We start from the raw sequence: 21,376 nt of genomic DNA on the forward strand, positions 1-21,376 counted from the left end.
CCACCGGGCTAGATCTTCTCGATCGGCGCGACCTTGATCAACAGCTTCTTCTGACCGGCGGAATCGAAACGCACGTGCGCGATGCGCTTCGCCCCTTCGCCCGTCACCGCGTCGACTCGTCCCTCGCCGAAATCCGAGTGGCGGATGCGGTCACCCGCAGCCAGCTCGAGGTCGCCGTTGTCACGCATCTTGGCCGTCACCCGGTTGGGGAACTTGTCCATCGCCGTCGACAGCGGCTTGAGCGAGTCGCGTCCTGGCAGCTGCTTCACGCCGAAGCGATCGCCCGAACCGGATCCGCCGAATCCTCCCCCGCGACGCGCATTGAGCGCGCGGGACTGCGTGCCACCGCGGGAGTTGACATCGCCCGGCGACTGGCGCCAGTCGATGAGTCCTGCGGGGATCTCCTGGAGGAATCGGCTGGGCATCGCGACAGAGACCTCTCCGAACTGCGCCCTGGTCATCGCCAGCGACAGGTGCAGACGCTTGCGCGCGCGCGTGATGCCGACGTAGAAGAGGCGGCGTTCCTCCTGCGGGCCACCCGGCTCGCCTGCCGAGATGCGGTGCGGGATCAGATCCTCTTCGACTCCGGTCACGAACACCGCATCGTACTCGAGCCCCTTCGCGGTGTGCATCGTCATGAGAGACACCGAACCCGACTCGTCGTCGAGGTCGTCGGCATCGGAGACGAGAGCGACCTCCGTGAGGAAGTCGACGATCGTCCCGTCGGGATTGTTGCGGGCGAAGTCGCGTGCGACGGCGACGAACTCGTCGAGGTTCTCGACACGCGCCTCGTCTTGCGGGTCGCGGCTCGCACGCAGCGCATCGAGGTACCCGCTCTTCGACAGCAGCACGCTGAGCCCGTCGGCGACGGTGGTGGGAGCGGGGACCTCGCCGGAGGCGGGGAGCATGATCTCGGTCGCTTCGGCGAGCACCGCGTCGAGCTGGGCGATGCCCGCCTGGATCTTCGGACCGAAGCCCAGCTGCTCGGGCACGGACAGCGCCTGACGGAACGTGATGTCGTGGTCCTCGGCGAAGCGGGCGATCGCCGTCTCGCTGACATCGCCGATGCCGCGACGCGGCTTGTTGAGGATGCGCCGCACCGCCATCTCATCGGCGGGGTTCGCGACGGCCACGAGATATGCGAGGGCGTCCTTGATCTCGGCACGTTCGTAGAACTTCGTGCCACCCATGATCTTGTAGGGCACGGCCGAGCGGATGAAGATCTCTTCCAGGGCGCGCGACTGCGAGTTCGTGCGATAGAAGACCGCCATCTCGGAGTACGGCATCCCGGCACGGTGCAGAGACTCGACCTCGTCGGCCACGAACTGCGCCTCGTCGTGCTGCGAGTACCCGGTGAAGCCGACGATCATGTCGCCGTCGCCCTTGTCGCTCCAGAGCTTCTTGTCTTTTCGATCGAAGTTGTTGCCGATCACCGCGTTCGCCGCGGAGAGGATGTTCTGGGTCGACCGGTAGTTCTGCTCGAGCAGCACGACCCGCGCGCCGGGGAAGTCGCGCTCGAACTCGCTGATGTTGCGGATGTCCGCGCCGCGGAAGGCATAGATCGACTGGTCGGAGTCACCCACGACGGTGAGCGAGGCGCCCTCGAGCTCTGGCGTGGTCTCGGGCTCGAAGATCATCATGCCGTTGGAGGCATACGGGTCGGGGCTCTCGCCGGTCACGGGCCTCGTCAGCTCGTGGATGAGTGCGTACTGGGCGTGGTTGGTGTCCTGATATTCATCGACGAGGACATGACGGAAACGACGGCGGTAGGTGTCGGCGACCTGCGGGAACGCGCGGAACAGATGGACGGTCTGCCCGATCAGATCGTCGAAGTCGAACGCGTTCGCCTTCTGCAGCTGACGCTGGTAGTCGGCGAACAGCTCGACGAAGATCCGCTCGGCCGGGTCGCTCATGTTCGCCTGGCGCGCGTAGGCGTCGGCGTCGGACAGCTCATTCTTGAGTTTCGAGATGCGCGACTGCACGGCTCCGGGCGTGAGCCCGTATGCATCGGCCTCGTGCTGCTTGACCAGGCGTTTGATCAGCGCGCGCGAGTCGCCCGAGTCGTAGATGGTGAAGGACTTGGTGAACCCGAACTGCTGGGCCTCGCGGCGGAGAATGCGGACGCAGGCGGAGTGGAAGGTCGAGATCCACATGCCTCGAGCGGCGTCGCCGACGATCGCCTCGACGCGCTCGCGCATCTCACCGGCCGCCTTGTTGGTGAAGGTGATCGCGAGGATCTGGCTGGGCCACGCCTCTCGCGCCCTCAGCAGCGACGCGATGCGGCGGGTGAGCACGCTGGTCTTGCCGGAACCTGCGCCCGCGACGATCAGCAGCGCGGGCCCACGATAGGTCACCGCCTCGAGCTGCTGCGGGTTGAGGCCGGCGAGGAGGTCGTCCTGTCCCTGTGCTCCGGTGGAGCGGGGGCCGACGGATCCGGGGACGATGAGGGGGGCTTCGGTCATGGCTCTACGAGTCTAGGCCGCGCCACCGACACTGCCGGCGGATGGGGCGGATGCCGTGCACCCGCCCCATCCCGAAGACGCTCGCCTCAGGGGGTCAGTCGACGCCGACGGATGATCAGCGCACCGGCGAGGACGAGGAGCAGCGCGATCGCGGTCATCCCGACGGGCAGCTCGGCACCGGTGGCAGCCAGACCGTTCCCATCGGAGACGCTGCCGGGCGCCGGCGGCGTCTGCCCGCCGGCGTTCCCGCCCGGGTTCTCCACGGGGTTCTCGCCCGGATCCTCGCCCGGGTTCTCGCCCGGATTCTCGCCCGGGTTCTCCGCGGTCGCGCCGGGGAGGGTGCCGACGCGCAGCGCCTCCGTCGCGAAGCCGTCGGCGAACCACCAGACCGGACGCTCGCCGTCGACCGACAGCGAGGCGGGAGCCGTCGCGAATCCCTCGTTGTTGATGTCCGGCATGCCGGCGGGGCGGGCGAAGTGCGCGAGTCCGGGCTGAGCCGTGCCGTTCAGGGTGATCTGCGCCGACTGGCCCTGGCAGCCGTCATCGCAGACCGCCCACAGCACGTCGAGCACGCTGTCGTAGTCGAGTGCCATGACGCCGGCGAGACCCGGTGCGATCTCCGAGACCAGAGTCGCCTGACCGTCGGCGCCGAGCGCGAACGCATACACATGACCGTTGTCCTCGACGGCCACGAAGAAGAGACCGTCACCGTGACCGGCATAGTCGGCCGAGTCGTAAGCCGCTCCGGTGTTGTCGTCGAAGAGCACACCGTCGAGCGCAGCATCAGGCACCCATTGCACCGCCTCCATGCCGAGGTTCGCTCCCACGGCCGGAAGCAGGGTGGTCAGATCCCACTCCTGCTCGGCGACGAGATCACCGGCGGACGACTCGGGGTCGACCTTCAGGACGGTGTTGCTGTTCACCCCCTTGGCGCTGTTGTCGCGCTCCGAGGCGACGTAGACCGCCCCGTCGCCGTCGACGGTGATGCCCTCGGTGTCGGGGCCTGCGGCGCCCGGGTCCGAGGCATCCTTCTGGAACCGCACGCGCTTGCCCGATTCCCAACCGGGGATCTGCGCGAAGGAGCCGTCGGCGTGGGCCTCGAGCTTCCAGATGCGTCCGTCACCGTTGTCGACTGCCCAGAGGAACGATCCGTCTGCGGTCTCCTGCACGTCGAGGCCGGAGCTGTCCTCGAGGAAGGTCGGCGCGGTGTCGAGCACCCTGACCTCGGCGGAGCCGGGCCACGGAGATACCTCGATCTCCCCCGCACAGGTGTTGGCCTCGCCCTTCGTGCTCTCCGCGGTGATGTCGAAGGCTCCGGTCACATCCGGGCAGCGACCCCACGTGACCGCTGCGTGCCCGGCACCCCAGGTGGTCGAGTCGACGAGCAGATCGCCGTCGAACAGGCGCACGGTGTCGCCGTCCCCCAAGCCGAAGCCGAGGTCCGCGCCCTCGATGACGAGATATCCGCCGGCAGTGATCGTCGTGCCTGCCGGGATCTCGTACGAGTGCGTGTCGTCATCGTCCTTCACGACGATGCCGGAGACATCGAGGTCGGATCCGGTCGGGTTGACGAGTTCGATCCAGTCGCCGGGCGTTCCGCCGTCGGACTCGACCTCGTTGATGCGCACCGCGTTGCCGCACGCATTGCGCTGCCCCTTGGTCGAGACGGCGATGTCGATGAGGTCTCCGCTGCCGTCGGCGCAACGGGCGAGGACGCCCGCCGCGTGCGCGTCGTACACATGCTCGTCGACGACGTTGAGGTTCGCATCGCGCACCGTGACGGTGTCGCCGTTGCCGAGGCCGAAGACGAAGTTCGCCGGCTGGTCGAAGACGAAGTACGCACCCGGCTCGAGGACGGTACCCGCGGGCAGCGGCGTCGTCTCAGCCGCGTGCCCGATCGGATCGCCGTCCATGACCGTCCAGCCGGAGAGGTCGACCGCCGTGCTGCCGGAGTTCACGACCTCGACCCAGTCGGTCGCGTCACCGTCGGACTCGATCTCGTTGATGACCACATCGGGCATCACGCATGAGTTCGCGCCGCCCATGGTCGGGTGGGCGAGCACGAAGGCGCCCTCGCCGTCAGGGCAGCGTGCGAGCGTCGCCGCGGCGGAGTCGCCGTCGATCGCGGCGTGGCCTTCCCAGGGAAGGGTGTCGTCGATCAGCGCGCCACCGACGTCGAACAGCCGGATGCGGTCGGCGCTGCCGATGCCGATCGGATCGCGGAACGCGGTCTCGACGCCGTCGACGAGGCCGATCGTGCCCTCCTCGACCACGAGGAATCCGCCTGCAGCGATCTGCGTCCCCGGCAGGAACTGCCAGCGGTGGTCGTCGGAGTTGTCGCGGATCTCGTAGCCGGAGACATCGAGTGCGGCGTCCCCGGGGTTGTAGAACTCGACCCAGTCCGCGGGTTGCGAATCGACCTCGTTGATGACGATCGAACCGCCGAGAGGAGCGTCCGGGGCGAACACGTTGGCCGCGCCCTTCGTGGACTCGGTCGTCTCCGCCCACTCGACCGTGCCTGCGACCTCGCGGGCACCCCACGTGACAGCCGCGTGAGCCGTCCAGGAGGTCTGGTCGACGAGCGTCGCGCTCTGGTCGAGCAGACGGACCTGGTCGTCCTTTCCGAGACCGAAGGTGAAGCCGCTGACGCCATCGCCTGCCTCATCGAGCACGAGGTGGGCGCCGGGTTCGACGACAGATCCGTCGGGGAACACATACGACTCGTCGTCGCCGTCGTCCTTCACGACGAAGCCGCTCAGATCGACGGCGGCGTCTGAGACGTTGACGAACTCGATCCAGTCTCCGGGAACACCTCCGCTGGATTCGACTTCGTTGATCCGGATGCCGAGTTCGGCTCCGGTGGCGGCGAGGGGCACGGCGAGCAGAGCGGCTGCGCTGAGCGCGCAGACCGTCGTGACCGCAGCCGCGGATTGCAGGCGGGACATGGGGCTCCTGGGGGAATCAGACGGGTATGACTCCACATCAGCGATGCCCCATGGCCGCCCGACGACTCTCAGGTGCACGGATGGTGAACGACCGGTGGCGGTTCGCCATCGCCCGAGCCTGGCCGGTCGCCGCACCGTGGGCCTCGAGAGGCAGCAGCGAACCGGCAGACACCCAGCCGCCGATGCGAGAATCGACCCGTGCGCACGATCCTCAACATCATCTGGCTCATCTTCGCCGGACTCGGCCTTTTCCTCGGCTACATGCTGGCGGGCATCCTGCTGTGCATCCCGATCGTCACCATCCCCTGGGCCATCGCCTCGTTCCGCATCGCCCGCTACGCGATCTGGCCGTTCGGACGGGAGATCGTCAGCAAGCCGACCTCCGGCGTCGGATCTTTTCTCGGGAACGTGCTCTGGGTGATCCTCGCCGGCTGGTGGCTGGCGATCGGCCACATCGTCTCGGGCCTCGCCCTGTGCATCACGATCATCGGCATCCCGATGGGCATCGCCGACTTCAAGATGGTGCCCGTGTCGCTGATGCCGCTCGGCAAGGAGATCGTGTCGCGCAAGGGCGCGTTCGACCGCACGCTCTGACACCGACGCCGGTTCTAGACTGGCCGGGATGGATGCCGATCGCCTGATCGCCTGGGATGAAGAACTCCGCCGGGCCCACACCCGACTCCGCGCGGCTCTCGAGGCCACCCGGACAGCGCTGCAGAACGACACAGCTACGCCGGATGCCGCGCGCGAGCTCGCACTGTTCTGCATCGGCTTCTGCTCCGCTCTCGACGGACATCACCTGAGCGAGGACCGCGCGCTCTTCCCCGCGCTCCGTGAGGAGCACCCCGAACTGGGCGAGGTCATCGACAAGCTCATGCAGGACCACTCGATGCTGGCCCACCTGCTCGGCGGGCTGCGCACGGCCGTCGAGGGCGGCGAGAGCACCGACGCCATCGAGCGCCATCTCGACGGGATCGGAGCGATCATGGAGTCGCACTTCCGCTTCGAGGAGCGGGAGATCCTCGAACCGCTGCGCGCCCTGCATCTCGATCGACGCGTGCCGGACGTGCTGGGCCCGCTCTGAGTCGACCACTTGCCGGCCGCCAGCCGCCGACCGTCAGCTGCGGAAGAAGCGGACGCCGAGATCGGGATGGTCGACGAAGACCCCATCGACGCCCGTCCGAGCGATCACGCCCCACTCTGCCTCGTAGTCGCCATACGCACTCTTGCCGCCCGCGCCGCGGAACTCCGCCGAAAGGAACGCGTTCTCGGGGCGGACGGTCCACGTGAAGACCTTGAGGCCTCGGGCATGCGCGTCGGCAACGATCGAGTTGCCGGCCGCGAGCAGCATCCGCTTGTTCACGCTGATGCCGTCGACCTGACCGACGAGCCCGTCGAGGCCCTGCGGGGTGACCGTGGCCTTGTAGGTCAGCGCATGCTTGCCCTGCGCGACCAGAAGGTCGTACGGGCGCCCAGACGCCTCGATCAGGTAGATGTACGAGGCGGAGATACCCCGCGCCCTGAGCTCGCCCAGAATCGTCGACTCGAAGCACTCGATGATCAGCGGCAGCTCGCCGTCCGCCCACCCGGCAGCACGCAGGTCGCGCTCGATCAGCGGCGCCAGATCGAGGCCGATGCTCGCGAAGTACGTGGCGTGCTTGACCTCGAGCACGACACCGATCTCGCGCCCGTGCTCGACCGAACCGGCACGCACGATGTCCAGCACGTCAGTGAGCCGCAGGATGGCCTGGGAGCCGTCGAAGGTCGCGCTCGACAGCCGCACCTCCGGCAGCCGTTCTCGACTGCGCAGCGTCGACAGCTCGTCCCACGTGAAGTCCTCGGTGAACCAGCCGGTCAGCGCCTGGCCGTCGACGCGCTTGGTCGTCTTGCGGTCCGCGAACTCCGAGTGCTCCGCCACATCCGTCGTGCCCGAGATCTCGTTCTCGTGCCGCACGATGAGCACGCCGTCCTTCGTCGCCACGACGTCGGGTTCGACTGCATCCACCCCCATCGCGAGAGCGAGCTCGTATGACGAGCGACTGTGTTCCGGACGGTAACCGGGCGCACCGCGGTGCCCGATCACGAGAGGCGATTTCCTGGGCACGCTCTCAGCGTAGGACACCCTGATGGCCCGGCATTCCGGGTATCGTGGAGGAAAGCGACCTACAACCCACTTTGGAGTGAGGCCCACATGAGCAACTTCGCCTTCAACAACCCGGCGTTCCAGCAGCAGGACCCGCGCAACGTCGCGACCTACCCGGGTGCGCCGCAGGGCGCTCAGGGTGCACAGGCCGCGTCGTTCCAGCACGGCACGATGGATGCCGCCGCGAACGCGCAGCTGGAGGGCATGTACGCCGCTCCCCCCGCCGGCGCGATCGAGACCGACCGCATGTCCGTCGAGGACACCGTCTGGAAGACCGCCGGACTCTTCGCCATCCTGCTCGTCACCGCAGCGCTCGGCTGGGTCCTGACCCTGGGCGGCGTCGTCGCTCCCGAGCTGAACCCCTACAACCGCTTCGAGCCGAACCTGATGCCGTGGATCGTCGGCGCGCTCGGCGGCTTCGTGCTCGCGATGGTCATCACGTTCACCTCGCGCAAGAAGGTCCGCCCCGCGCTGATCTTCGCCTATGCCGCATTCGAGGGCCTCTTCGTCGGTGGCATCTCGGCGTTCTTCGAGGTCATGTGGCCCGGCATCGTCGTGCAGGCCACTCTCGCCACGGTGTCGGTCGTCGGTGTCACGCTGGCGCTCTTCGCGAGCGGCAAGATCCGCGCCTCGAAGAAGGCCACCAAGATCTTCATGATCGCCATGGTCGGCTACCTCGTCTTCTCGCTGCTGAACCTCGTGCTCATGTGGACCGGCGTCCTGCCTGAGGGCCAGGCCTTCGGCCTCTACAGCCAGCCCATCTTCGGCATCCCGCTCGGCCTCATCATCGGTGTCCTCGTCGTCATCATGGCGGCGTACTCGCTGGTGCTCGACTTCGACCAGATCCAGCAGGGCGTGCGCAACGGCGCTCCCCGCAAGTACGGCTGGCTCGGAGCCTTCGGCATCATGGTCACGGTCGTCTGGCTCTACGTCGAGATCCTGCGGATCATCGCGATCGTCCGCGGCAACAACTGACGCGAACCGGTTCGTCAAGAGGCCCGTCTCCCTTGGGAGGCGGGCCTCTTTGCACACCTGGAGGCATCAGCGCAAGGGGTTGGCTGATAATCAGCTGAGAGGGCACGATGGATCCTACGAGCCCTGGCACCCCGGGGCTCACGAAACAAAGGAGCTGAACATGAGCTTTCTCGGATTCCTTCTTCTCGGCCTCATCGCCGGAGCAATCGCGAAGCTGATCCTGCCCGGAAAGCAGGGCGGCGGATGGCTGATCACGCTGCTGCTCGGTGTCGTCGGCGCCTTCCTCGGCGGATGGCTCGGAAGCCTGATCCTGAACCGTCCTCTGACCGAGTTCTGGGACCTCGGCACCTGGCTCCTCGCCATCGGCGGCTCGATCATCGTGCTGCTGATCTACGGCCTGGTCGTCAACCGCGGCAGCAAGGCCCGCAGCTGACATACCGCAGTACCTGAACCGCCCTCTCCCCCGGCATCGCTGGAGCAGAGGGCGGTTCTCTGCATGCGGGCGACGCGCTCAGCGCTCGTCGGCCTTGGCCCGCAGTAGCGCACGTTCTCGATCGTTGCCCGCGAGCGACGCTGCCACGGCGAACTCGCTGCGCGCCTCCTCGTCACGTCCGAGCCGCAGCAGCAGCTCCGCCCGCGTGGCGGGGAGCAGGTGGTATCCGGCGAGGGCACCCGAGGAGGCGAGCCGGTCGATGATCTGCAGGGCCGATGCCGGCCCCGTCGCCATCGCGACAGCCGCCGCTCGATTGAGCTCGACCACCGGCGACGGCGCGATGCGGCCGAGCGCCTCGTACAGCACGACGATGCGGTCCCAGTCGGTGTCGTCTATCGATGCGGCGACCGCATGGCACTCGGCGATGGCCGCTTGCAGACCGTAGGGGCCACGACCTGTGCCGAGGGCATCTGCGGCACCCAGCGCCGCACGCCCGCGGGCGATGCGGCCGCGATCCCAGCGACGGCGGTCCTGATCAGCGAGCAGCACCGGGTCGCCGTGCACATCCACCCGGGCGGGGAATCGCGCGGCAGTCAGCTCCATGAGGGCGACGAGACTGTGCGCGTCGCGCTCGCGGGGCATGAGCGCCGCGAGCACGCGCGCGAGCCGGACCGCCTCGAGACTCAGCTCTGGGCGCATCCAGTCGGGCCCGCTGCTGGCCGCGTGGCCTTCGTTGAAGATCAGATACAGCACGCCCAGGACCGCCCCCAGCCTTGCCGTGTGCTCTTCGCGCGGTGGCATCTCGAAGGGCACGTTCGCCGCGGCGAGGGTCTTCTTGGCCCGCACGATGCGCTGCTGCACGGTCGCCGTCGGCACGAGGAAGGCCCGGGCGATCTCCTCGCTCGACAGGCCGCCCACCACGCGGAGAGTCAGCGCGACCTGCGCCTCTCGTGACAGCACGGGGTGGCACGAGATGAAGATCAGTCGGAGCACGTCGTCGTCGACGGCATCGGGATCCCACGGGGGCGCGCCTTCCGCCTCGGACTGCTCACGCTCCAGGTCGTGGGCGATCACAGCCATGCGGTCGTCCAATCGCTCACGACGGCGCCAGCCATCGATCGCCTTTCGCTTCGCGACTGCCGTGAGCCACGCGGCGCCGTTGCGCGGCACGCCATCGACGGGCCACTGCTGCAGAGCATCCAACAGGGCCTCCTGCGCGAGGTCCTCTGCGAGTCCGAAGTCGCCGACCACGCGCGTGAGCGTCGCGACGATCTTCGCAGACTCGATGCGCCACACGGCGGCGACGGCTCGCCGCGCACCCTCGTCAGGTGCGGAGCGAGCCGCCTCGCTGTGGGGAGAGCCGGTCATCTCACTGCTGGGCGCGACGCGCCTCTTCCTCTTCGCGCCAGCCCTTCTCCTTCTCGATCCACTCGTTGTCGGCGGGGAAGTCGGACTCGTCGGTCACGCGCCGCACCTCGAGAAAGGAACCGCGCCCGAGCGGTGCGCGGCTCGCCCACTCGGCCGCCTCTTCTCGACTGGACACCTCGAGGATCCAGAAGCCGTTGAACAGCTCCTTCGTCTCTCCGTAAGGGCCGTCGGTGATGAGCGGCGTCTCGGCGCTGAAATCGACCACGAAGCCCTCGGCAGCGTCGCTGAGGCCCTCACCGGCAGCCAGCACACCCGCCTTGATCATCGACTCGTTGTACTTGCCCATGGCCTCGATGACCTGCTCGAACGGCATCTCCTTGTACGCCTCGACCGCTTCGTCGTTCGAGCGCATGATCAGCATGTACTTCATGGTGTTCTCCTTGGTGGGTGGGGCCGCCTGTCGACCCTCTCATTGAAGACGTCGAACGAGGATGCCTCAGATCGACACGCTCGACGAATATTCGTGAAATTCTTTGCGGAAAGGTCAGCCGAGCTCGTCGATCGCTGCCCGGATGGCGTCGGCTGAGGCCCGCAGCAGGCTCAGCTCACGCTCGTCCATCGGCGTCTCGGCCAGCGGCACCGCACCCGCAGCCCCCACCACCGACGGCACCGACAGCGCGACGCCGTGCAGCCCGTACTCGCCGTCGAGCACCGTCGCCACCGGAAGCACCGCGCGCTCGTCGTGCAGCACCGCCTCGGCGATGCGCGCACAGCTGACGCCGATCGCGAGGTTGGTGGCTCCCTTGCCGCGGATGACGGCATAGGCCGCGTCGCGCACCTCGATCGCGATCCGGTCGAGCTCCTCGGCCGTGAACGGCTCATCGGCAGGCCAGTCGAGGATCGGCACGGATCCGATCGTCGCGTTCGACCAGAGCGGGAACTCCGTGTCGCCGTGCTCGCCCACGATGTCTGCGTGCACGCTCGCGGTGCTCACGTTCGCCCGGTGCGCGAGACGCCAACGCAGCCGCGAGGTGTCGAGCACTGTGCCGGATCCGAACACCCGATGCGGTGGAAGACCCGAGACGCGCTGCGCGACGACGGTCATGACATCGGCAGGGTTGGTGACGATGATGAACACCGCATCCGGCGCGCGCTCGACGAGCTGCGGCATGAGCTTCTGAAGCAGCCGCGCGTTGATGCCCGAGAGCTCCATGCGGGTCTGCCCCGGCTGCTGCTTGGCGCCTGCGGTCACCACGATCACGTCGCTGCCCTCGACGACCGCGAGGTCGGAGCCTCCACTCACCGCCGCGGAGGTGAACTGGGTGCCGTGCGCGAGGTCGAGCACCTCGGCATCCACCTTGTCGGTGGCGATGTCGTAGAGCGCGACCTCGGCCGCACTCCCCCGGATCAGCGCCGCATACGCCACGCTCACCCCCACGCTGCCCGCACCGATAACCGTGATCTTCGTCCGCGCCTTGGTCATAGGCTCATCCTGCCCGAAATACCGCGAACGGGCACGGACCGCGATGGTCCGTGCCCGTTCACCTCATCTGCGCGGGAGCGCTTACTCCCACTCGCCCGCTGGCGCGGTCGAGTGCCACCGGCGCCTATGCGAGTGGGAGCTCCTGCGTCACTCCCACTCGATGGTTCCCGGCGGCTTCGACGTCACGTCGAGCACGACGCGGTTGACGTCGCGCACGCCGTTGGTGATGCGGTTGGAGATCTTCGAGAGCACGTCGTACGGCAGACGCGTCCAGTCGGCGGTCATGGCGTCCTCGCTCGACACGGGGCGCAGCACGATCGGGTGTCCGTAGGTGCGTCCGTCGCCCTGCACGCCCACCGAGCGCACATCGGCGAGGAGCACGACGGGGCACTGCCAGATGTCCTGGTCGAGTCCGGCCTTGGTGAGCTCCTCGCGAGCGATCGCATCGGCCTCGCGCAGGATCTCGAGGCGATCCTGGGTGACCTCGCCGATGATGCGGATGCCGAGGCCGGGTCCGGGGAACGGCTGGCGGCCGACGATCGCCTCGGGGATGCCGAGCTCCCGGCCGATCGCACGAACCTCGTCCTTGAACAGGGCGCGCAGCGGCTCGATGAGCTCGAAGTCGAGGTCGTCAGGCAACCCGCCGACATTGTGGTGCGACTTGATGTTGGCGGTGCCGGCACCACCACCGGACTCGACGACGTCGGGGTAGAGCGTTCCCTGCACGAGGAACTTGACCGGGGCGCCGCCCGAGGCCTTGGCCTCGGCGACGAGGTCGAGCTGCACCTTCTCGAAGGCGCGGATGAACTCGCGACCGATGATCTTGCGCTTCTCTTCGGGGTCGGTGACGCCCGCCAGGTGACCGAGGAAGACGTCTGCCGCGTCGACGGTGATCAGACGGACTCCGGTGGACTCGACGTAGTCCTTCTCGACCTGCTCTCGCTCGCCCTTGCGGAGGAGGCCGTGGTCGACGAAGACCGCCGTCAGCTGGTCGCCGATCGCCTTGTGCACCAGGGCGGTCGAGACCGCCGAATCGACGCCGCCGGAGAGCGCCGAGATGACGCGTGCGTCACCCACCTGCTCGCGGATGCGCTCGACCTGCTCGGCGATCACGTTGCCGCTGTTCCAGTCGGAGGCGAGCCCCGCGCCCTTGTGCAGGAAGTTCTCGATCACGCGCTGACCGTGGTCGGAGTGCTTGACCTCGGGGTGCCACTGCACGCCGTAGAAGCCGCGCTCCTCGTTCGCGAAAGCCGCGACCTTCGTGGCATCGGTCGTGGCGAGCACGTCGAAGCCCTCGGGAGCCTTGGCGACCTGGTCGCCGTGACTCATCCACACGTTCTGCTCGGCCGGCTGGCCGCCGAGCAGCATGCCGCCGTCACCCGAGATGACGGCATCCGTCGCGCCGTACTCGCGGAGGCCGGTGTTCGCGACCTCGCCGCCGAGGGTCTGCGCCATGTACTGGAAGCCGTAGCAGATGCCGAGCGTCGGCACGCCGAGGTCGAAGACAGCGGGGTCGAGGCGCGGAGCGCCCTCCTCGTACACCGACGACGGACCGCCCGAGAGGATGATCGCGACCGGGTTCTTCTCGGCGATCTCGGCGGCCGTGGCGGTGTGCGGCACGATCTCGCTGTAGACACCGGCCTCACGAACCCGGCGGGCGATCAGCTGCGCGTACTGCGCGCCGAAATCGACGACGAGCGTGGGGCGCTGCTGGGTCTCGGACTGTTCGGTCACCGGACACCTTCCGTGGCAGGGGCGGGGGCCGAGGCGGCCTCCCTCGAAGCGAGGTAGGCCTTGACGTCGCGCGCGACGATGGCCTCCATGAAGAACGACAGCAGCGGGATCACGCCGCCGAGCGCGAGCAGGATGAAGCGCAGGAAAGGCCAGCGCATCAGGCTCCACATCCGGAAGCACGCGAAGAGGTAGACGACGTAGAACCAGCCGTGCGCGACGAGGATGAAGAGCGAGATGTTGAGTCCGTCGCCGGTCGATTCGAGGCCTTCGGGCCCCTCGACCACGGGTGCGAACCACAGCAGACCGCCGGATCCCCCTGCGAAGAGCTCGAGTCGGATCGGCGTGTACTTCAGCACCATCTCGGCGACCAGGAGGAGCAGCATGACTCCGGTGATGATCGACGCGATCTGGTAGAACTTCAGCGCACCACGGATCGCCGGAAAGCTGGCGACTTTCGGTTCGGGCATGACTTCAGTCTACCCGGGCAGAATCCGCGTCGATTCCGGCTTCAGGGCGCCGGCGGGCGCGCCACGAGCAGCTCGCCCGTGCCTGTCGCGTCGAGCGCTCCGGCCGCGTGGGGCACGAGCAGGGTCGAGCCGCTGCGAAGTCGCCGCGCGCCGATCTCGACGTCGCCTTCTTTCACGATCACGATCGAGAATCCCTGATCGACGGTCGCGGCTCCGCGCACGGGAACCCGTTCGAGTCGGAAGTACTCGTCTGCAGCCTCGGGGAAGGCGGAGCCGGACTCGGGGGGCGGCGGAGATCAGCGCGGCGAGGTCTGCGGCCGATCGCGCGGTCCTGGTGACCGCGGCGAGCGCGAGATCGAAGCCGAGGCCGAGATGGCCGACCGCTGCGCCGTCGATCGCGAAGTCTCCCCACTCGAGAAGGATCGACAGGTCTTCCGGCTGCTGCAGCTCGAGCAGCAGCACGCCGGCGCCGATCGCGTGCAGCTCGCCCGGGGGCACCCACACCACATCTCCCGTGGCGACCTCGACCTCATGCAGCAGACCGAGCAGCGTCGTGGCGTCCTGCCGCTCGACGAGCGCGGCCAGATCGGCCGCCTCGACATCCTGTCGCAGGCCGATGTGCACCGTGCCGCCCTCGAGGGTGTACCAGGCCTCGGCCTTGCCGTGCGCGCGACCGAGATGCGCCGCCGCGAAGTCGTCGTGCGGGTGCGCGTGCACGGGCAGCCGCTGCCCGGCATCCAGCAGCTTCACCAGCAGTCGCGTGTCCGCGCCCCACCGCGCGACATGCTCGTCGCCCAGCCAGGCGACCGGATCCCGCTCGATCGCGTCACGCAGCACCCGTCCGTCCGGGAGCATCGTGAGGCCCAGCGCTCGCTCGCCGTTGACGGTGGTCGTGGAGCCGATCCAGTCCTCGGGCTCCCGGGGCGCGGCGACGGCTTCGCCTCGGAACTCGCTGATGCGCGCTCCGCCGCGGTAGAAGCGCTCGGCGGGTCGATTGGACGGCAGCAGGATGGGATTCATGCGTTCTCCTTCGATCGCACGGCTCCGGCGAGGAAGCCGCCGACGAACGTGTCTCCGAGGCCGACGGTTGTCGGTGATGCGACATCGAGAGCGTAGGCCGCGACTCCGACAGCATCGGGAAGCGCCGCCTCGATGGCCGAGACCAGGGCCGCCCCTCCCCCGTGCCTGGGCATCGACGACGTGTGCACGACATCGTCCGACGTCACGCCGTCACCGACGCGATAGCGGGTGGCGGCGACGCGCACCGCACTGTCGAGCGCCGCACGGTGTCGAACGGCATCCGGTCCGGTGGCGATCGCCCAGTAGCGGGTGTGCACCACGAGCGCGCGAGCGGGGATGATCATCTGCACCTCGCGCAGGGCGCGGACGACGTCGGACTGGTCGAGCAGGTTCACGGACCGGCCGAGGTACTCCTGCAGCTCATCCTCATTCATGCCGTAGACGTCGATCTGCGGCAGCAGTCGGCCTCGCACGGTCTCGGCGAAGCCCCTCGTGTAGAAGCCCGCGTCCTCGTAGTAGACGAGCGCATCATCCGGGAGGCTCTGCATCGCCCGCTGCACCTCGATGAGCCGCTGCTCGAGCAGGTCGTGGTCCTGCATCGTGTTGAAGCCCGAGACGAGGAACACCCCGGCGTCCGACAGCGATGCCGGCAGCTCGGCCGAGAGCAGCATCCGCCGGTTGGGCGGGTCGTTCGCGAAGATCAGCCGGTTGGGCGCGGGCGACAGCACGTCGCCGTCCGTGAGGCGCACGTGCGCGCCGACCGGGTACTGCACGATCAGGTGCGGGTCGAGGGTGTCTTCCGTCGCCGAGCAGATGTACGAGATCGTCTCAGGCAACAGCCGACGGACATTCTCGTCGATGCTCACCAGGTGCTGCACGCTCGGGATGCCGAGGGCGTCGAGCACGAGCCCCGCCCGCACCCCGGTGCCGCCGAGCGTGATCGCGTAGTCGAAGTGCGATACGAAGTCCTCGATCACCTCGGACGAGGCGACGAATCGCTCCGCCCCGGTCCCCGAGGCGACGAACGCGAGCACCGCCACCAGCAGCGAGCGTTCGTCGGTGATCGGCGCCGTGGTCGTCAGCTCGTGTCGTCGCACACCGTGCGCGTTCGCCAGCCTGTCGAACACCGACGAATCCCACGTGAGCTCGTAGTCGACGGTTCCGCCGAGTCCGAGCACGAGCTTTCTGTCCACGTCGCCGATCATCCTTCCGAGGTTCGAGGTTCAGTACAGCGAGGCCTTGCCGTCCGCGCCGAACAGGTCGATCTTCTCAGCAGCCGTGGCCTTCATGGCCTCGAGCGCCGCCGGCTGGATCGCATTCGGCTCGCGCAGACGCTGATCGGTGCCGAGGATCTCGCGCATGCGGTTGTGGTACGAGACCTTGATGTCGCTGGAGATGTTGATCTTGTTGACGCCCAGCTCCACAGCGCGGCGCAGCTCGGCATCCGGGTTCGAGGAGCCGCCGTGCAGCACGAGCGGGATCCCGACCGCGGCCTTGATCTGTTCGAGCAGGTCGTGGCGCAGCTCGGGGTTCTTGTCGCTCGGGTACAGGCCGTGCGAGGTGCCGATCGCGATCGCGAGGCTGTCGACGCCCGTCTCCTCGACGAAACGCACCGCGTCTGCCGGGTTCGTGTAGATGATCTCCGCGGCGCCCGACTCTCCGTAGCTGTCGTTCGCGCCGATGGTGCCGAGCTCTCCCTCGACCTGGATGCCGACGGCGTGCGCCGCGTCGACGACTTTGCGGGTCAGCGCGACGTTCTCGTCGAACGGCAGCAGGGAGGCGTCGATCATGACCGAGGTGAAGCCGGCCTTGATGGCCGCGATGATCTGCTCGTAGCTTCCGCCGTGGTCCCAGTGGATGGCGACCGGCACGCTCGACCGGTGGGCTCGCGCGTGCATCGCCGGAATGAGGTCGGTGGTGATGTGCGAGACCTCGTCGGGGTGGATCGCGATGATGACCGGAGCGGCCTTCTGCTCGCTGATGTCCATGATTCCGTTGAACATCGCCCAGTCGCTGATGTTGAACGCCGGGATGGCGAAGTTGTTCTCGTTGGCGACATCGAGGATGGATTTGCCGGTGTAGAGCACGTGTTTTCTCCTGTTTCGTGGTGGTCGTTCGTCCGTCGGCGCGACGTCAGCTCTTCACGGACCCCGCCGTGAGACCGCTGATGAAGTACCGCTGGAAGATGAGGAAGAGGATGAGCACTGGGATGGATCCGAGCACGCTCATCGCCATGATCTGGTTCCACTCGTACGAGTGCTGCCCCATGAGGAGCTGGATCCCGATGGGCACCGTGCGCATGTCGATCGTGCGGGTGAGGGTGAGCGCGAACAGGTACTCGTTCCACGCGATCATGAAGGTGTAGATGCCGACCGACACGATGCCGGGGATCGAGATCGGCACCAGGATGCGCCACAGGGCGGTCATGGAACCGGCACCGTCGACACGGACGGCCTCGTCGAGCTCTTTCGGCAGAGTGTTGAAGTAGCCCGTCATCATGATGATCGCGTAGGGCAGCGTGAACACCATGTAGGTGAGGATCAGGCCGAGGTACGAGTTGTAGAGACCGAGCGCCACCATCAGACCGAAGTACGGGATCAGCAGAGTGATGGGCGGCACCGCCTGCACGCTCACGATCACGACGTTCAGGATGCGCTTGCCCCGGAAGTCGAAGCGGCTGAACGCGTACGCCGCCTGGATCGCGACGAGGAGGGTCAGGATCGTGACCGAGCCCGCGACGACGTAGCTGTTGAAGAAGAACCGCATCGTCTCGGGGTTCGTGAAGATGGCGATGTACGCGTCGAACGAGAACGTGTCGGTGATCAGTCTGGGCGGCAGCTCGAAGATCTGCGTGTTGGACTTGAACGAGCTCGACAGCATCCACAGCACGGGTCCCGCGGCGAAGACGGCTCCGAGGATCAGCCCGATCATGATGCCGGTCTTCGCGACGCGGCGCTGGTTCTGCACGGTGAGAGCCATGATCAGTCCCTCGCTTTCTGGTGACGGACGTAGAAGACGGCGAGCACCATCGACATGAGCAGGACCAGCACGGCGGAGGTCGCCGCGAGCGAGAAGTCGTACTTGGCGAAGGCGAGCTTGTAGGTGAACGTGCTCAGCACCTCGGTCACATCGATCGGTCCGCCGCCTGTGGTCATCCAGATGAGGGCGAACTGCTGCGAGGTCCAGATCAGGTCGAGCAGCACGAGGCTGACGATGATCGGCCGCAGCTGCGGGATCGTGACGTTCCAGAAGCGCTGGACGGCACCGGCGCCGTCGACAGTCGCCGCCTCGTTGAGCTCGTTGGGGATGCCCTGGAGTCCCGCGAGAAGACTCACCATGAAGAAGGGGTATCCGGCCCAGATGTTGATGAAGATGATGGTCCCGAGTGCGAGCTGCGGCGATGCCAGCCACTCGATGTCGGTGTTGAGCAGGAAGTTGACCACCCCGTTCGGGGCGAGCAGCATGCGCCACAGCACCGCGATCACCGCGACCGTGAACAGCCACGGCAGCACGTAGAGGGCCCGGAAGAACGACCGGGAGAACCGGCCGAGCAGCGGGCTGTTGAGCATCATCGCGAAGGCGAGGCCGAGCACCAGGTGCGCCGCCACGCTCGCCACCGTGAAGAGGATCGTGTTGCCGGTCGCCTTCCAGAAGCGGGGGTCCGACAGGATCTCGACATAGTTGCCGATGCCCACGAACTCGGGCGACTTGTTCAGGATCACGTTGTCCTGGAACGAGTAGCCGATCACCATGACGATCGGCACGATCATCAGCACGAACAGCAGGATGATCGTCGGCGAGAGGAAGGCGTACGACTCGGTCGTCTTGCGCAGCTGCCGCCGGCGACGCGACATCGAGACCCCGGTGACGATCACCTCGGTGTCGTCGGACGTTCTCAGACTCATGGGAAGCGTGGCTCCTTGGTTGGACGGGTGCCGCATCGCATCGGGAGCGATGCGGCACCCCGTTCGTTCGGGAAGCAGGAGATCAGAACTCCGCTTTCCAGGCCTCCTGCGCCTTCTTGAGCGCATCGTCGACCGATTGCTGCCCGTCGAACGCGGATTGCAGCTGCTCGCCGAGCTGACGCATCAGCTCTTCGGCGACCGGGAGCCCGGTGAACTCGTTCGCGGGGTATCCGGCCTGGTAGATCTCGAACGCCTGCGCGAACAGCTCGTCGTCCTCCACGAATCCGGGAACCGACTTCGAGTTGCCGGGGAAGGCATTCGCCATCGTCGAGAGCTCGGAGTTCGTCTCCTCGCTCATCAGGAACGACACCAGTTTGAACGCGGCATCCTTGTGCTCCGAGTTCTCGGCCACGCCGATTCCCCAGGATGCGTAGGGGATGCCCCGCTCGCCGTCGTAGCCGTCCTCGGCCGGGAGCGCCGAGATCGAGAACTTCAGGTCGGGGTTCGTCTCACGGATCAGGTTGATGTGGGCCAGCGAGTCGATCATCATGCCGACCCGACCGTTGGTGAACTCCTCGACCTTGTCCTGCTCCTTCATCGTGAAGGAACCGGAGGCGATCGAGCCGTCGTCCCACATGCCGCCGATGAAGTCGACCGCCGATGTGACGTCGTCGTTGGTCAGGTCGGGCTGGCCGTCCTTCAGCATCGAGCCGCCCGAGGCCCAGACCCACGACATGACGTCGTTCTGCACGCCGTTCGGAGCCTCGAGCGAAAGCGGGAGCACCCAACCCGAGACGTCGCCACCCAGGGCCGAGACCTTCGAGGCGGCATCCGCGAACTCCGTGCGGGTGGCGGGCGGGGCGGTGACGCCCGCGTCTGCCAGCAGGGTGTCGTTCGTGAACATCGGGTAGACGAAGTTCACGACGGGGATCATGTAGGTACTGCCGTCGACCTGGATCTGACTCGCCAGCTCACTGTCGTCGTAGTCGTTCTCCTCCATGAGGGCAGTCAGGTCGGCGATGACACCCTGAGAGGCGAAGTCGTTGACCCATGCCCCGTCGAGGCCGACGACATCGGGCATGGTGCCGGATGCGGCTCCGGCGAAGAGCTGCTCCTTGGTCGATGCGTACGGTCCGCTCACCAGCTTGACCGTGATGCCGGGGTTCGCGTCTTCGAACTCGTCGATGAGCGCCCGGAACTCGCCGTCGGGGAGTTCGGGCTCCCACCACTGCGCGAATTCGATCGTGACGTCTCCGCCATCCCCGCCGTCGGTTCCGCTGTCGCCTGCCGCGCACCCAGCCACGGCCAGGACTGTCACGGCTGCTGTCGCGGCGCCGGCGAGCTTGAGAATGCGTCGCCCTCGTCCCACTGTGATCATCACTTCTCCTCTTCGAGATCGTGCCGCACACGCGCTTCGATGCTTGTTCATGCGGTTTTGAGCAATGTTATGCCGTCCTTTGCGGGAACGTCAAGCATTTCTTTGCACTATTCGATGGATGTACTCACAGCGTCTTCGGCGAATCGGCGCCACCGCACGAGCTGGGGGCGAGAGTGCCGCCGCATCCGATCTGCCGTTTTCTGCTGAACTCTGCCGCCTTTCTCGCTCCTCTGTGCTAGAGATGTGTGCATGGAAGCAACTGCACCGTCGCCCAAGCGCCGCCTCCCGGCCGGCCGGAAGGCGGATCTCGCCTCATATGTCGAGCAGGTGGGAGAAGTGACCGTCGGCGGCCTCGCCGAGCATTTCCACGTCTCCATCGACACGATCCGCCGCGATCTCGATCAGCTCGACCGTGAAGGCGTGGTCATCCGCACGCACGGTGGAGCGGTCAGCGCCGAGGGGCAGCTCAAGGACCGGGCGCTGGACGTCCGTCTTCGGTTGCAGACCGAGGAGAAGGAGACGATCGCGCGCCTCGCCGCGGGGCTCATCGACGACGGAGCGGTCGTCATGCTCAACGCCGGAACGACCACCCTGGCCCTCGCGCGAGCGCTCCGCAATCATCGCGACCTGACGATCGCCACGAACAACCTGCGGATCCCGGCGGAGATATCGCCTTCCGCCTTCCGCGACCTCTACGTGTTCGGTGGCGCCGTGCGGGCGATCACCCAGGCCACCACCGGGCCCGTGACGTTCATGATGACGCCGGGAGGACCGGAGGTCGACATCCGCTGCGATCTGGCGATGATCGCCGTGGGCGCCATCGACGACGCCGGCTTCTCGACGTCGAACATGGGCGACGCGAACATGATGGCCGAGATGATCCAGCGGGCCGAGCGCACAGCGATCCTCGCCGACTCGTCGAAGTTCGGTCGCCGCCTGTTCGCTCAGGTCACCACGCTCGACCGGGCAGACTACCTGGTGACCGATTCGGCGCCGGAGCCGGCGTTCGCGGCCGCACTCGCGCAGGCCGAGGTCGAGATCGTCAGCCCCTCGACATGACAGC

General features: G+C 67.2%; 19 protein-coding genes. 5 read left to right on the top strand and 14 right to left on the bottom strand.

The annotated features are described in order from the left end of the window. Positions 1-8: 8 nt before the first annotated feature. Entirely contained in the window at positions 9-2,462 is a 2,454-nt protein-coding gene (locus tag ACIP5T_RS06975; RefSeq protein ID WP_400861805.1) for an ATP-dependent helicase, read from the bottom strand. An 86-nt stretch (positions 2,463-2,548) separates the two neighbouring features. Beyond that, positions 2,549-5,407, bottom strand: coding sequence for a lamin tail domain-containing protein (locus tag ACIP5T_RS06980; RefSeq protein WP_400861807.1), 2,859 nt, complete (start codon positions 5,405-5,407; stop codon positions 2,549-2,551). 198 nt (positions 5,408-5,605) lie between these two features. On the opposite strand from ACIP5T_RS06980, the gene ACIP5T_RS06985 reads away from it, so the two are divergent. Further along, on the top strand, positions 5,606-6,001 hold the full coding sequence (locus ACIP5T_RS06985; protein ID WP_400861809.1) for a YccF domain-containing protein: 396 nt from the start codon (positions 5,606-5,608) through the stop codon (positions 5,999-6,001). 28 nt (positions 6,002-6,029) lie between these two features. After that, positions 6,030-6,491, top strand: coding sequence for a hemerythrin domain-containing protein (locus ACIP5T_RS06990; RefSeq protein WP_400861811.1), 462 nt, complete (start codon positions 6,030-6,032; stop codon positions 6,489-6,491). Positions 6,492-6,524: 33 nt separating this feature from the next. On the opposite strand, the gene ACIP5T_RS06995 is transcribed toward ACIP5T_RS06990, so the two are convergent. After that, positions 6,525-7,511 (bottom strand): glycerophosphodiester phosphodiesterase family protein, encoded by a 987-nt coding sequence (locus ACIP5T_RS06995; RefSeq protein ID WP_400861813.1) that lies wholly within the window; start codon positions 7,509-7,511, stop codon positions 6,525-6,527. A gap of 87 nt (positions 7,512-7,598) precedes the next feature. Between ACIP5T_RS06995 and ACIP5T_RS07000 the strand changes: the two genes are divergently transcribed. Both ACIP5T_RS07000 and ACIP5T_RS07005 read left to right on the top strand, forming a co-directional pair. Further along, on the top strand, positions 7,599-8,525 hold the full coding sequence (locus ACIP5T_RS07000; protein ID WP_400861814.1) for a Bax inhibitor-1/YccA family protein: 927 nt from the start codon (positions 7,599-7,601) through the stop codon (positions 8,523-8,525). 160 nt (positions 8,526-8,685) lie between these two features. Then, positions 8,686-8,958 carry a GlsB/YeaQ/YmgE family stress response membrane protein gene (locus tag ACIP5T_RS07005; RefSeq protein ID WP_042539239.1) on the top strand — a complete coding sequence of 91 codons (273 nt, stop codon included), beginning with the start codon at positions 8,686-8,688 and terminating at the stop codon, positions 8,956-8,958. A 78-nt stretch (positions 8,959-9,036) separates the two neighbouring features. On the opposite strand, the gene ACIP5T_RS07010 is transcribed toward ACIP5T_RS07005, so the two are convergent. The 11 genes from ACIP5T_RS07010 to ACIP5T_RS07060 all read right to left on the bottom strand — a co-directional run bounded on the left by ACIP5T_RS07010 (position 9,037) and on the right by ACIP5T_RS07060 (position 20,313). After that, a complete protein-coding gene (locus ACIP5T_RS07010) occupies positions 9,037-10,326 on the bottom strand; it encodes an RNA polymerase sigma factor (protein WP_400861816.1) in 1,290 nt (429 codons plus the stop codon). Position 10,327: 1 nt separating this feature from the next. Continuing rightward, complete coding sequence (locus tag ACIP5T_RS07015) at positions 10,328-10,756, bottom strand: YciI family protein (protein WP_400861818.1); 429 nt, start codon at positions 10,754-10,756, stop codon at positions 10,328-10,330. Between the two features lie 114 nt (positions 10,757-10,870). Continuing rightward, entirely contained in the window at positions 10,871-11,809 is a 939-nt protein-coding gene (locus ACIP5T_RS07020) for an L-lactate dehydrogenase (RefSeq protein WP_400861819.1), read from the bottom strand. A 147-nt stretch (positions 11,810-11,956) separates the two neighbouring features. Beyond that, on the bottom strand, positions 11,957-13,543 hold the full coding sequence (gene guaA / locus ACIP5T_RS07025; RefSeq protein WP_400861821.1) for a glutamine-hydrolyzing GMP synthase: 1,587 nt from the start codon (positions 13,541-13,543) through the stop codon (positions 11,957-11,959). Next, complete coding sequence (locus tag ACIP5T_RS07030; RefSeq protein WP_311260306.1) at positions 13,540-14,010, bottom strand: DUF3817 domain-containing protein; 471 nt, start codon at positions 14,008-14,010, stop codon at positions 13,540-13,542. Before ACIP5T_RS07030 ends, guaA begins: the two co-directional genes overlap by 4 nt. Positions 14,011-14,019: 9 nt before the next feature. After that, a complete protein-coding gene (locus ACIP5T_RS07035; protein ID WP_400861824.1) occupies positions 14,020-15,030 on the bottom strand; it encodes a carbohydrate kinase in 1,011 nt (336 codons plus the stop codon). Then, positions 15,027-16,223 carry an ADP-dependent glucokinase/phosphofructokinase gene (locus ACIP5T_RS07040; RefSeq protein ID WP_400861826.1) on the bottom strand — a complete coding sequence of 399 codons (1,197 nt, stop codon included), beginning with the start codon at positions 16,221-16,223 and terminating at the stop codon, positions 15,027-15,029. The genes ACIP5T_RS07035 and ACIP5T_RS07040 overlap by 4 nt, the downstream gene beginning before the upstream one ends. A gap of 30 nt (positions 16,224-16,253) precedes the next feature. Continuing rightward, on the bottom strand, positions 16,254-17,117 hold the full coding sequence (locus ACIP5T_RS07045) for a ketose-bisphosphate aldolase (RefSeq protein WP_400861827.1): 864 nt from the start codon (positions 17,115-17,117) through the stop codon (positions 16,254-16,256). A 46-nt stretch (positions 17,118-17,163) separates the two neighbouring features. Further along, positions 17,164-18,009 carry a carbohydrate ABC transporter permease gene (locus ACIP5T_RS07050; protein ID WP_400861829.1) on the bottom strand — a complete coding sequence of 282 codons (846 nt, stop codon included), beginning with the start codon at positions 18,007-18,009 and terminating at the stop codon, positions 17,164-17,166. Between the two features lie 2 nt (positions 18,010-18,011). Continuing rightward, entirely contained in the window at positions 18,012-18,935 is a 924-nt protein-coding gene (locus tag ACIP5T_RS07055; RefSeq protein ID WP_400861830.1) for a carbohydrate ABC transporter permease, read from the bottom strand. An 82-nt stretch (positions 18,936-19,017) separates the two neighbouring features. Next, on the bottom strand, positions 19,018-20,313 hold the full coding sequence (locus tag ACIP5T_RS07060; RefSeq protein ID WP_400861832.1) for an ABC transporter substrate-binding protein: 1,296 nt from the start codon (positions 20,311-20,313) through the stop codon (positions 19,018-19,020). A 249-nt stretch (positions 20,314-20,562) separates the two neighbouring features. Here ACIP5T_RS07060 and ACIP5T_RS07065 point away from each other — a divergent pair, with 249 nt between their 5' ends. After that, positions 20,563-21,372, top strand: a complete 810-nt coding sequence (locus ACIP5T_RS07065) for a DeoR/GlpR family DNA-binding transcription regulator (protein WP_400861833.1) — start codon at positions 20,563-20,565, stop codon at positions 21,370-21,372. The last annotated feature ends 4 nt before the right edge of the window (positions 21,373-21,376 follow it).

The sequence above is a fragment of the Microbacterium sp. NPDC088619 genome, assembly GCF_044752825.1.
Taxonomy (GTDB): domain Bacteria; phylum Actinomycetota; class Actinomycetes; order Actinomycetales; family Microbacteriaceae; genus Microbacterium.